This is a genomic window from Streptomyces sp. NPDC031100 (assembly GCF_055570785.1).
Map to the genome: position 1 here is coordinate 696,035 of NZ_JBVIGN010000002.1, position 12,066 is coordinate 708,100.

The window sequence follows — 12,066 nt, forward strand, 5'->3', positions numbered from 1 at the left end:
GTCGGCTGCGCCTGCCCGGCGGGGTGAGGAAGGCAGGACGGGGGAGAGCGGCGACTCCGACGGCTCTGGGGGCAGGGACGAGACGGGCGCCGGGGCGGAGTTCGGTGACCGTGATGGGGCCCTTGCCGTGGCGGAACTGTGCGACCGTGATGGGGCTGTTGCCGCGGCGGAGTCGGCTGGCCGGGATGAGTTCGTTGCCGTGGCGGGGTCTGGTGGCCGGGATGAGTTCGTTGCCGTGGCGGGGTCTGGTGGCCGGGATGAGTTCGTTGCCGTGGCGGGGTCCGGTGGCCGGGATGAGTTGGTTGCCATGGCGGGGTCCGGTGATCGGGATGAGTTGGTTGCCAAGGCGGAGCCCGGAGAGGGGGATGGGTGCGTCGCCGCGGCGGAGTCCGGAGTCGGGGATGAGTTTGTTGCCGCGGTGCAGTCCGGAGACCGGAATGACTCCTTTGCCGCACCGGAGTCCCGTGCCGAGGCGCAGTCCGGTCACGCGAGTGCCCAGGACGTGCCGTCGGCCACCCCCGCCACACCGTCCACCCCACCGTCCACCACACGGTCCATCACACAGCCCGCGGCACGCCCGGCCGATGCCGCCAGGGAAGCGCTCCGGGCCGCCCGCCGGGAGGCACTGCGCGCCGAGGCGGAAGAGTCGGGCTCCCGACGACGGATGCGCACACCTGCCCGGCCCACCGGCCACTCACCCACCTCCGCGCGCCCCGGAGAGGAACCCCGGACCACCGCCCGCGTCCAAGCCGCCCACGACATGCGGCAGTTCCTGACGAACGCCTTCCGCATGCCCTCCTGGACCGACACCCCGGAGCAGTCGGACGACCCCGGCACGGACACCTCGGCCGGCGAGACCGACGTCACCGCACCCCGGCCCCCGGCCGCGGCACCTCCGCAGATCCCCGCCACCATGGCCGCCCCCCACCGCGACACCGAACTGCGCCGCACCTTCCCGGCGTTGCCGCCCCGGGCGGACTCCCCGGAGGGGACGGCGTTCGCCGAGACCTGGTGGGGAAACGCCTGGGTCGACGCGCTCGAACAGGGTGCGCTGGACGTCAAGCGGCTGGGCCGCGGCCGGGGTTACGCGGACCAGGGGCACGTGGACGCGATCACCGTGACCCCGGGCCTGGTGCTGGCCTACGTGCGGGGGAGCCGCCCGCGCCCGTACCGGGTGCAGGTGCGGCTGTGCACGCTGGAGGACGCGGACTGGGAGCGCTTCCTGGACGCGGCCGCGGACCGGCCGGGGCACATCGCGGCGCTGCTGGACAAGGAGTTGCCCCAGTCCCTCGCCGACTGCGGTGTGCCCCTGCTGCCCGGTCCCGGCGACCTAGCCCCGCGCTGCAGCTGCCCCGATTCCGGCCACCCCTGCAAGCACGCGGCCGCCCTCTGCTACCAGACGGCACGCCTGCTCGACGCCGACCCCTTCGTGCTGCTCCTGCTGCGCGGCCGCGGTGAGAAGGGCCTCCTCGACGCGCTCTCCCGCCGCAGCGCCGCCCGAGCGGCCCGTGCCGCCCAGGAGGGATCACCGCGCTCCCTGCCCGGCGTCCGCGCCGCCGACGCCCTCGCCCCGCGCCAACTCCCGCCGCTGCCCATGCCGTTGCCGGTGCCGCCGCACCCCGAGCAGCCCCCGGTGTACCCGGCGGCGCCCGGCGGACCGGACCCCTTCGCCCTGGACCAGCTGGCGACCGACGCCGCCGCTCGCGCGCACGCCCTGCTCTCCACCGGCCGCGACCCGGTCGGCGAACTGACCCTGTGGCAGGACGCCGTACGCCTGGCCGCCGCCCGCCCCGGCTCCGGCCTGACCGCCACCACCCGCGCCCTGTACGCCACGCTCGCCACGGCCACCGACCGCTCCCCGGCCGACCTGGCCCGCGCGGTCGCTGCCTGGCGCCAGGGCGGCCTCGCGGGGCTGGCCGTCCTGGAGGAGCCGTGGGACCCCCCGGCGGGCCGCTTCGACCGGGCCCGCCCGCTGCTGCTCGCCGCCGACCTCCCGGCGTTCCGCCCCTGGCGCAACCGCCTCACCCACCCGCGCGGCCACGTCCAGCTCCGCCTGGGCCGCGACGGCCTGTGGTACGCCTACGAGTCGGAGCCCGGCCACGACGACTGGTGGCCCCGCGGCACCCCCGACCTGGACCCGGTCGGCGCCCTGACGGGCCTGGGCACCCCCGACGACAGGTAACCAACGCCCACTGACCGTCCAAGGACGACCGCCCGATCCGGGACAGGTGCTTGATGCCAGGTCAGGGCCACCTGGTCCGGGGAAAGCCCCCCACAGCCCGTGAGACCTGTGTGAGAGCGCGTGAGACGGCGAAGCCCCGCCGGAATGCTCCGGCAGGGCGGGGCCGCTGGGCGCAGCGGGTCGGAACGGCGGGCGACAACGGGGCTCGGCGCGGGCGTCGCCCCGTCGACACCCTGGCCCCGTCGATCCTCACCAGCGTCGGCATCCTCACCGTCCTCACCGTCCACCCGCGCACCGGCGGCATCAGCACCGGCACGACCTGGCACAGGTTCACGACGAACCCCGTCGACTCATGCCGTGGCTGCGGTGTCCTGGCCGCGTTCCGCGCCCGCTGTGTCGTGGAAGCTGCGGAGCGGTGACCCGCCGTCCCCGGGATTCCGGTCGGCCGGCTCGGTGTCGGCCTCGCCCTTGGCCCACAGCGAGCGCACATGCCCCAGGTGCCGGGTCATGCACTGCTCGGCCGCTTCGGCGTCGCCGGAGAGCATGAGCTCCAGCAGCTCCAGGTGTTCCTCGGCCGAGGGGATGAGTTCGCCGCGCTGGTCCAGGGCGGTCAGGCCGTACAGGCGGGAGCGCTTGCGCAGATCGCCGACGGTTTCGACGAGGCGGTCGTTGCCGGCGAGTGACAGCAGCGAGAGGTGGAACCGGCGGTCGGCCTCCAGGTAGCCGATGAGGTCGTGGTCGTGTGCGGCGCGCACGATCTCCTCGGCGACCGGGCGCAGCGCTTCGAGGTCCTTCTTCGACGCGCTCTTCGTGATCCGGCCGACCGTGGGGACCTCGATCAGAGTGCGGATCTCGGTGTACTGGTCGAGGTCGCGCTCGTTGACCTCGGTGACGCGGAAGCCTTTGTTGCGCAGGGGCTCGACCAGGCCCTCGCGGGCCAGGTCGAGCATCGCCTCGCGGACAGGGGTGGCGGAGATGCCGAAGTCCTCGGCGAGCGTGGGGGCCGAGTAGACCTCGCCGGGGCGCAGCTCACCGGAGATGAGGGCGGCGCGGAGCGCATGGGCGACCTGGTCACGCAGCCGTTCCCGGGCGGTGATGAGGTTGGGTGTCTTCAGATGCCCCATGCTGTTTCCTCCGTGCCCTGACCGGAGCGCCAGCGTACACGTGCAATGTCACGTTGTTTTCGCGGGTGCCAGAGTGTAGGTGCGGCTCGCGGTGTAGAAGTCCAGGGCCGCTCTGCCCTGCTCTCTCGGGCCGTGGCTGGATGCCTTGGTGCCGCCGAAGGGCAGGTGGAAGTCGACGCCGGTGGACGGTGCGTTGACGCGGACCATCCCGGTGCCGAGATGGTCGAGCCCGTCCAGCACCGCGTCGAGGCCGGCCGTGTGGACAGAGGTGACCAGGCCGTAGGGACTGGAGTTGGTGATCCGTACGGCGTGGGACAGGTCGTTCGCGGGCAGCAGGGCCGCGATGGGACCGAAGACCTCCTCCCGCAGCAGCCGGTGGTCCGGCGGGACCTTCTCCACCAGGGTGGGTGACGTGTACCAGCCGTGGTCTCCTTCAGTGGGGCCGCCGGCGAGCACGGACAGGCCGTAGGAGGCCCCCTCCACCTGGTCGCGGGCCTGCTCGCTGATGAGCGGGCCGCACACCGTGGCCGGGTCGGCCGGGTCGCCCAACCGGAGCGTGCGCAGTGCCTCGGTGAGGGCCTCGCGCAGCGGGTCGAGGGCGGTGCCGACGGCGATCACGCGCCTGGTGGCGGTGCACTTCTGCCCCGCGTAGCCGGCGATCGCCGCGGCGATGTGGGCGGCGGCCCGGCCGATGTCGGCGTCGGGGAGGACGATCGCCGCGTTGAGCCCGCCCATCTCGGCCTGGACCGGGACACCCCGGACGGTGGCGGCACCGACGACCGCGTTGCCGACCGCGGTGGAGCCCGTGAAGGAGATGACGTCGGCGGCACGGACGATCGCCTCGCCTTCGGTGGCGCCGCCGGGGATCACGGTGAACACACCGGCCGGCAGCGTCTCGCCCAGGATCTCGGCGAGCCGCAGGGCGCACGCGGTGGCCTCGGGCGCCGGCTTCAGGACGACGGAGTTGCCCGCCGCCAGCGCCGGGGCCGCCTTCCAACTGGGAATGGCGAAGGGGAAGTTCCACGGGGTGATCAGCCCCGCGACGCCGTGCGGGCGGCGCCGGGTCAGCAACAGGCCCGGACCGCCCGCCGTCTCGTGGACGGCGCCGGTCGGCTCGAAGGGGGCCTGGGCGTAGTAGCGCCAGATCGCGGCGGTGCGTGCCACCTCGGCCCGTGCTTCGGTGAGCGGCTTGCCCACCTCTCGTACGGCGAGGGCGGACAGCTCATCGGCGGCGGCCTCGATGGCCTCGGCGATCGCGGTGAGGGCCGCCGAGCGGGCAGCGGCGCCGCCGGTGAGCCAGTCGGGCTGGGCGGCGCGGGCCCGATCCACCGCGTCGGCCGCGGTGGTGGCGCCGGGGCCCGGGATCCGTACCAGGACGTCGGAGGGGTCGGCCGGATTGCGGGAGATGACGGAAGGGGACTCAGCCATGGCGGTCACAGGAGGAAGCCTCCGGGGAAGGGGTCGTCCGGGTCGAGGAAGTACTGGGCGGTGCCGGTGATCCACGCGCGACCGGTGACGGTCGGCACGACGGCCGGCACCCCGCCGACCCGGGTCTCCTCGACCAGGCGGCCGGTGAACCGGGTACCGATGAAGGACTCGTTGACGAAGTCGCGGTGGAGCGGGAGTTCGCCGCGGGCGTGGAGCTGGGCCATGCGGGCGGAGGTGCCGGTGCCGCACGGCGAACGGTCGAACCAGCCAGGGTGGATGGCCATGGCGTGCCGGGAGCGGTGGGCGTCGGAGCCCGGCGCGGCGAGGTAGACGTGTTTGACGCCGGTGATCTCCGGGCGTTCGGGGTGGACGGGCCGGTCCGGTGAGGCGTTGATCGCGCCCATGACGGCGAGACCGGCGGCGAGGAGGTCGTCCTTGTGGCCCCGGTCGAAGGGCAGCCCCAGTGCTTCGAGTTCGACGAAGGCGTAGAAGTTGCCGCCGAAGGCGAGGTCGTACGTCACCGTGCCGTACCCCGGGACTTCGGCCTTGCGTTCCAGGCCCACGCAGAACGCGGGCACGTTGGTGAGTGTGACCTCCTTCGCCCGGCCGTCCTCGACGTGCACGTCGACGCTGACCAGCCCGGCCGGGGTGTCCAGCCGCACCGTGGTGACCGGCTCGGCGACCGGCACCATCCCGGTCTCGACCAGGACGGTGGCCACCCCGATGGTGCCGTGCCCGCACATCGGCAGCAGGCCGGAGACCTCGATGTACAGGACCCCGTAGTCGGCGTCGGGACGGGTCGGGGGTTGCAGGATCGCGCCGCTCATGGCGGCGTGGCCGCGCGGCTCGTACATCAGGAGCGTGCGGATGTGGTCCAGGTGCTCGATGAAGTGGAGCCTGCGCTCGGCCATGGTGGCGCCGGGGATCACCCCGACACCACCGGTGATGACACGTGTGGGCATGCCCTCGGTGTGCGAGTCGACGGCATGGAAGACGTGACGCGTACGCACGGACGTCCGTCCTTTCGCGGGTCGGTTGCGCGGAGTCGGTACGGCTCGGTCAGTGGTGGCCCTGGGCGAGGGCCTTCTCGGTGGCCGCGCGCACCCCGGCCTCGATCTCGCCGGTGAGCGGGGAGCGCGGCGGCCGGGTGGGGCCGCCGTGCCGGCCGGCGATGTCCATGGAGAGCTTGATGGACTGCACGAACTCGGTCTTGGAGTCCCAGCGCAGCAGCGGGTGCAGCGACCGGTAGAGGGGCAGCGCCGTCTCCAGGTCCCCCGCGACGGCGGTGTGGTAGAGCTGGGCGCAGGTGGCCGGGAAGGCGTTCGGGTACCCCGCGATCCAGCCGACGGCGCCGGCGATCGCGAGCTCCAGCAGGACATCGTCCGCGCCGATCAGCAGATCGAGTCCGGGGGCCAGTTCGGCGATCTCGTACGCCCTGCGCACATCGCCGGTGAACTCCTTGACCGCGACCACACTGCCGTCGCCGTGGAGCCGGGCGAGCAGCGCCGGGGTCAGGTCCACCTTGGTGTCGATCGGGTTGTTGTACGCGACGACCGGCACCCCTGCCTCGGCGACCTGGGCGTAGTGGGCGCGTACGGCGTGTTCGTCGGCGCGGTAGGCGTTGGGCGGCAGCAGCAGCACGGAGCCGCAGCCCGCTTCGGCCGCCTGCTCGGCCCAGCGGCGGGCCTCGCCGCTGCCGTAGGCGGCGACACCTGGCATCACCCGGGCGCCGTCGCCCGCGGCTTCGACGGCGGTGCGCACGACGCGGGCGCGCTCCTCGGCGGTGAGCGTCTGGTACTCGCCGAGCGAGCCGTTGGGGACGACGCCGTCACAGCCGTTGTCGATGAGCCAGCGGACGTGCTCGGCGTAGGCGTCGTAGTCGACGGAGAGGTCCTGCCGCAGCGGGAGGGCGGTCGCGACCATGATGCCGCGCCAGGGGCGGTCGGGGTTCCAGGAAGTGGTGGTCATGTCGGGTAGGGACCCTTCTATGATGTGTGACATTTTACATCGCATCGTGGCGTCTGATGAGATGCCGTAGCGGTCAGTGGTCGGGGCTGTCGGGGCTGTCGGGGTCGCCGAGCGAGGCGAGCACCCCGAGCGGCACCGGCACGGCGAGCGGCCGTCGCTCGGCGGACGGCGGCACTGTCCCGTCGCCGCCGCTCGCCGCGAGACAGGCCACGGCCGCACCGCACATGCGGCCCTGGCACCAGCCCATGCCCGCTCGGGTCAGGAGCTTCACCGCACGGGCGTCGCGGGCGCCGAAGTCGGCGACCGCTTCGCGGATGCGGCCGGCGGTCACCTCCTCGCAGCGGCACACGTCCGTGTCGTCCGTGAGCCACTCGGTCCAGCCGGGGCCGGGGGCGTGCGCGACCGCCATGGCGTCGGCGAAGGCACGCATCCGGTCCCGGCGGCGGCGCAGCTCCCGGGCCCGCCGGGTTCCGGCGAGGGAGGGCTTGCCGTGCAGCCGGGCGGCGACCGCGACGCCCGCCAGCTCTCCCTCCGCACGGGAGAGTTGAGCACCGCCGATGCCGCCGGTCTCGCCGGCCGCCCAGACGCCGGGGACCGAGGTCTCCTGCAGGTCGTCCAGGACGAGGGCCGAGGTGTCGTCGGGTGTGCGCCGGGTCGCGCAGCCGAGGCTCGTGGCCAGGTCGATCTGCGGGACCAGTCCGTGTCCCACGGCCAGCGCGTCACAGGCGATGCGCCGGCCCGTTCCCGGAACCGGCCGCCACCGCGGGTCCAGGCGGGAGACGGTCACGGCCTCCACCCGGTCCGTGCCGTGCACCGCGGTGACCGCACTGCGCGTGCGCAGGCGCACGCGGTGACGCAGCAAGGCCGAGCCGTGGATCACTGCCTCGGCGAGCTTGCCGGGGTTGGTGGCGAGGGCACGCGCGTGGCGGGCGTACCGGAGATAGCCGGATGCCTCCACGACGGCCGGGACGCGTGCCCCGGCCGCGGTCAGCGAGGAGGCGACGGCGAGCAGCAGCGGCCCGCTGCCCGCGACGACGACGCGCTTGCCCGGCAGGACGAGCCCGGACTTGAGCATCGCCTGGGCGCCCCCGGCCCCCACCACCCCGGGCACCGTCCAGCCGGGACAGGGCAGGTGTCGTTCGTACGCCCCGGTCGCGAGCAGGAGTGCGCGGGCCCGCACCCGTACCGGGCGCTCGGCTTCGCCGTCGGCGCCGGTGACGGCGTGCACTGCCCACAGTTCCGCGCTCTCCCGCACCACGCTCCACACGTGGTGCCCGAGCAGCGGTGCGATGTCACTCGCTTCCAGTCGCCGGCGCAAGTCGTCGAAGGCGGCCCAGTCGTGGTGCAGGGCCTGCGACCGTACGGCGCCGAGGGCCGGGCCGGGGTGCCGGTAGAACTGGCCGCCGATCTGGGCCGAGGCGTCCAACAGGGCGACGGACAAGCCCCGTTCCGACGCGGCGACGGCACCGGCGAGTCCGGCGCTGCCCGCGCCGATCACCGCGAGGTCGTACGGCTCAGACGGTGAGCCCGGCATGGCCGTGTCCTTCCTGGGTGGTGATCGCGTCGCCCGGACGCGCGGGAAGCAGGCAGACCCGTCGGTTGGGTTCGCCGTTGACGGTGGCCAGGCAGTCGTAGCACTGCCCGATGCCGCAGAACGCGCCGCGTGGGCGGCCGGTGGTGCGTGTGGTGCGCCAGGCGAGGATGCCGGCTGCCCACAGAGCGGCGGCGATGGACTGTCCGGGCAGGGCGGCGACGGTACGGCCGTCGAGGGTGATCTCGAACGGCGGACCGGGACGTGCCCCGACCAGTTCACCGGGGGTACGGGCCACTGCGGCCTCCTCTCGAAGAGCGGACGGATCAGGAGACGGACGTGAAGCGGCCGGGGCTGAACGGGCCGACGTCCACCGGAGGCTGCCGCCCGGTCAGGAACTGGGCGATGAGCAGGCCGGTGACCGGAGCCAGGCCGATCCCCGCGCCTTCGTGGCCGCAGGCGTGCAGCAGTCCCGGCACGCGGGGATCGGGGCCGATCGCCGGCAGGTGGTCGGGAAGGTAGGGGCGGAATCCCGCGTAGGTCCGGATCGCCCGGACCCCGGCCAGTACCGGGAACAGGGCGGTGGCCTGGGCGGCGAGGCGGCGCAGCACCTCGATGGACAGCGTGCGGTCGAAGCCCACCCGCTCCCGGCTCGCGCCGATCAGCACCGGGCCCGACGGGGTTCCCTCGACCACGGCCGAGGTCTGGAGCGCTGCCGACCCGCTCGCCACGTCGGCGACGTAGTCCGCCGCGTACACCTTGTGCCGCACCACGCGCGGAAGCGGTTCGGTGACCAGGACGAAGCCGCGGCGGGGCAGGACGGGCAGGTCCCCACCCGCGCGGTGGGCCAGTTCGCCACCCCATACGCCGGCCGCGTTCACCACGTGCGGGGCGTGGAGGTCGCCCTCCGCCGTACGCACACCTGTCACCTTGCCGTCCGGTCCGGTGAGGAGGCTGGTGACCTCCTCGCCGAAGCGGACCCGGGCCCGTGAGGCGTGCAGCAGGTGGGCTGCGGCGAGGGCGGGCTGGACCTGGGCGTCCTGGGGGTAGTGGAATCCGCCCGCCAGCCCGGGAGCGAGGTGCGGCTCCAGTTCGGTGAGCCGCTCGGCAGGGATCTCCTCCGTCTCGGCCCCGGCCTTGTGCTGTCCGGCCGCGAAGTCCCGCAGGGCGTTCATTCCCGCCGGGTCGGAGGCGACGACCAGGCCGCCCTTGGCCTCGTACTCGATCTGCGGTGGGAGGGATTCCGCCAGTTCCCGCCACAGATGCGCGGACAGCAGGGCGAGTTCGAGCTCGGGGCCGGGTTCCTTGTCGGAGACCAGGAGGTTTCCCTCCCCGGCGCCGGTGGTCCCACCGGCGACGGCGCCGCGGTCGACCACGGTGACCGAGAGGCCGGCACGGGTGGCGTAGTAGGCGCAGGCCGCGCCGACCATTCCCGCCCCGACGACGATGACGTCCGAGGAGTTTCTCGTGGGCACGGGGAGTAATATTTCACATTGCACTGCGTCTGCCAAGCTTCTCAGGGACTGTGGTCCAGATTCACGTGTGACATTTCATATAGGACTGTGATGTCCCGACCCCTGCCGGAAGGCCGCCGTCGCTCTTTACGATCCGCGCCATGGATCTGGAGGTACGGCATTTGCGAGTGATCTGCGCGATCGCGGAGGCCGGAAGTCTCACCCGTGCCGCCGCGTCGCTGCGTATGACCCAGCCGGGACTCAGTGCCCAACTGCGGCGCATCGAGGCCATGCTGGGCGGACCGATCTTCGATCGCGGGCAGGCCGGAGCCGTGCCCACCGCCCTGGGTGAGCTGGTGCTGCCCCGGGCGCGGGCCATCCTGCCGGGCATCGACGGCCTGCTCTCCGACACCGCCCGCGCCGCCCGCTGCGGGACGGCTCCCGGGCGCGTCCGCCTCGGGTCGGTGGGCGCGCCGCTGCTGGCCGATCTCATCGTGGCGGTACGGGAGTTGATCCCCGGGTCGGAGGTGACGACCCGTTGCCAGTATTCCCCGTCGCCCCTGGTCGACGACCTCGCGGCAGGACGCCTGGAGGCGGCGGTCCTCGGCGACAACCCCGGCCACGAGCTCCCGCCGCGCGAGGGAGTCGTCCTCCGCCCGGTCGTCACCGAGCCCGTCTTCACCCTGCTCCCGGCCGGCCACCCGCTGGCCGGCCGCGAGGAGGTGGGCCTGACGGAGCTCATCGAGGAGGACTGGGCCATGCCCCACCCGGACAGTGACCGTACGCGCGAGTACTGGGCGTCCGTCTTCTCCTTGATGGACCGTCAGCCGTACGCCCCCTACGAGGCGGAAGGCCGACAGCTGATCGACGTCGTCCGGGCGGGGCTGGCCGTCAGCCTCTGCCAGGCGACCTTCATCGAGGTGCCCGGCGTCGCGGTGCGCCCGCTCGTGGGCAATCCGCTCCGGTACCGCCATGTGCTCGCCTGGCGTCGGGACGGGCCCGTGGCCGAGCACGGCGACGAGATCGTCCGGAGGGTCGCCGAGGGGTATCTGGACACCTGCGCCGCGGCTCCGGCCTACGCGCGGTGGCGCGAGCGTCATCCGGAGTGGCTGCGGATGACGGAGTGAGCCACCGTGCACGCACCCGGTCTCAGCTCTTGGTGATCGAGATCTTGTCATGGAGAGGGCTGCTGCTGTCGACGTCGATCCGGACTCCGGCCGAGGGGTCGGTGAAGGACTGACCGGCCTGGAAAGCGGCCATGTCCAGGGCTCGGCAGCCCGAGGGCGGGGTGGCGTCCGCGTTGCCGTTCACGACCTGGATCGGGCCGTAGCCGGTCTGGGCGGAGGAGTCCACCTTGTAGATGATCACGCCGGTGGAGCAGGCGTGGCTGTCCGCGCCGACGGCTCTGCGGGACTCGGCGACGTAGGCGGTGGTCTCGCCGGTGCGGATCACCGCGATCTTCGTTCCGCCGGGGCTCTCGACCGCCTTCAGACGGACCGTGTGGCTCCCGGCCGAGGGAAGGCAGGCGACCTGGCGGTCGTCGATCCAGCCGAGCTTCCACCGCTCCCATCCGAGGTGCTGCGGGGCTGCGCCGGCGATGTCGCCCATGAGGTCCCAGCCGCCGACGAAGCGGTGGTAGTCGGTGCCGGTGAAGGCGTAGAGATCGGGCAGGCCGAAGGTGTGGCCGGTCTCGTGGTCGGCGACCTTGAAGCCCCAGTGCCACATGTCCTGCCCGAACGTCACCCCCCACTTGACGCGTGTGCCGTCGGCGGTGATGCCCGCGGTGGTGGGGTCGTACAGGTACGTCGGCGAGAAGCTGATCGCGGAGGCGGACCTGGCCGGGACGATGTAGACCATGTCGTACCGGGAGAAGTCGGCGTACGGGTCGGCGGCTGCTACCGCCTGCCGGACGTACGCCTCGTGCTGCTCGAAGGTGATCCCGCGCTGGAAGCCGTAGCTGGTGGAGTCCTGCGGCATCCGTATCCACCGGCCCAGCGGGGTGATGTCGAGCGCGGTGCGTCCGTAGGAGTCGCGCTTCATCCAGTCGGCGGCCGGGGCGAGTTGCCGGTAGTAGTCGGCCGTGGAACCGGAGGCCTGGGCGTCGGGGAAGTCGACGAACAGCATGAGGACGTGCTTGGTGCCGAGGGGCCGCTGGAACTGGGTGTAGTCGGTGGTGTGGCCCTCGTCCGTCCAGCCGGTCCTGCCGGGAAGGGCGCAGTCCGTGGCCGGAGCGGTGGCGTGCGCCGGTTCGGGGGCCGCGCTCGCGGCCGGGGCGGCGGCGGTGAGGGAAAGGAACGCCGTCGCGGCGGCTCCTGCGGCAAGGGCTCTGAGTCTTTGGGGGGATGCGGACATGTCTCCTCGTCTCTCTTGTCGGGGTTG

The 12,066-nt window shown here is 73.1% G+C and carries 10 protein-coding genes; 2 read left to right on the top strand and 8 right to left on the bottom strand.

Going from position 1 to position 12,066, the window contains the following annotated elements; genetic code table 11:
• Positions 1-307 precede the first annotated feature (307 nt).
• Positions 308-2,182 carry an SWIM zinc finger family protein gene (locus ACZ5DS_RS07310; protein ID WP_468234908.1) on the top strand — a complete coding sequence of 625 codons (1,875 nt, stop codon included), beginning with the start codon at positions 308-310 and terminating at the stop codon, positions 2,180-2,182.
• 350 nt (positions 2,183-2,532) lie between these two features.
• Here ACZ5DS_RS07310 and ACZ5DS_RS07315 read toward each other — a convergent pair whose 3' ends face one another.
• The 7 genes from ACZ5DS_RS07315 to ACZ5DS_RS07345 form a co-directional block, all read right to left on the bottom strand.
• Positions 2,533-3,306 (bottom strand): GntR family transcriptional regulator, encoded by a 774-nt coding sequence (locus tag ACZ5DS_RS07315; protein WP_468234909.1) that lies wholly within the window; start codon positions 3,304-3,306, stop codon positions 2,533-2,535.
• 48 nt (positions 3,307-3,354) lie between these two features.
• On the bottom strand, positions 3,355-4,734 hold the full coding sequence (locus ACZ5DS_RS07320; protein WP_468234910.1) for an aldehyde dehydrogenase family protein: 1,380 nt from the start codon (positions 4,732-4,734) through the stop codon (positions 3,355-3,357).
• A 5-nt stretch (positions 4,735-4,739) separates the two neighbouring features.
• Positions 4,740-5,744 carry a proline racemase family protein gene (locus tag ACZ5DS_RS07325; protein ID WP_468234911.1) on the bottom strand — a complete coding sequence of 335 codons (1,005 nt, stop codon included), beginning with the start codon at positions 5,742-5,744 and terminating at the stop codon, positions 4,740-4,742.
• 49 nt (positions 5,745-5,793) lie between these two features.
• A complete protein-coding gene (locus tag ACZ5DS_RS07330; RefSeq protein WP_468234913.1) occupies positions 5,794-6,702 on the bottom strand; it encodes a dihydrodipicolinate synthase family protein in 909 nt (302 codons plus the stop codon).
• A gap of 73 nt (positions 6,703-6,775) precedes the next feature.
• A complete protein-coding gene (locus ACZ5DS_RS07335) occupies positions 6,776-8,236 on the bottom strand; it encodes an FAD/NAD(P)-dependent oxidoreductase (protein WP_468234914.1) in 1,461 nt (486 codons plus the stop codon).
• Positions 8,217-8,531, bottom strand: coding sequence for a (2Fe-2S)-binding protein (locus ACZ5DS_RS07340; RefSeq protein WP_468234915.1), 315 nt, complete (start codon positions 8,529-8,531; stop codon positions 8,217-8,219). The genes ACZ5DS_RS07335 and ACZ5DS_RS07340 overlap by 20 nt, the downstream gene beginning before the upstream one ends.
• A 28-nt stretch (positions 8,532-8,559) precedes the next feature.
• On the bottom strand, positions 8,560-9,708 hold the full coding sequence (locus ACZ5DS_RS07345; RefSeq protein ID WP_468234916.1) for an NAD(P)/FAD-dependent oxidoreductase: 1,149 nt from the start codon (positions 9,706-9,708) through the stop codon (positions 8,560-8,562).
• Between the two features lie 140 nt (positions 9,709-9,848).
• Here ACZ5DS_RS07345 and ACZ5DS_RS07350 point away from each other — a divergent pair, with 140 nt between their 5' ends.
• The gene (locus ACZ5DS_RS07350) at positions 9,849-10,814 is read left to right on the top strand and encodes a LysR family transcriptional regulator (protein ID WP_468234918.1); all 966 of its coding nucleotides are present in this window, start codon (positions 9,849-9,851) and stop codon (positions 10,812-10,814) included.
• 22 nt (positions 10,815-10,836) lie between these two features.
• Here ACZ5DS_RS07350 and ACZ5DS_RS07355 read toward each other — a convergent pair whose 3' ends face one another.
• Complete coding sequence (locus ACZ5DS_RS07355; RefSeq protein WP_468234919.1) at positions 10,837-12,039, bottom strand: M6 family metalloprotease domain-containing protein; 1,203 nt, start codon at positions 12,037-12,039, stop codon at positions 10,837-10,839.
• Positions 12,040-12,066: the final 27 nt, after the last annotated feature.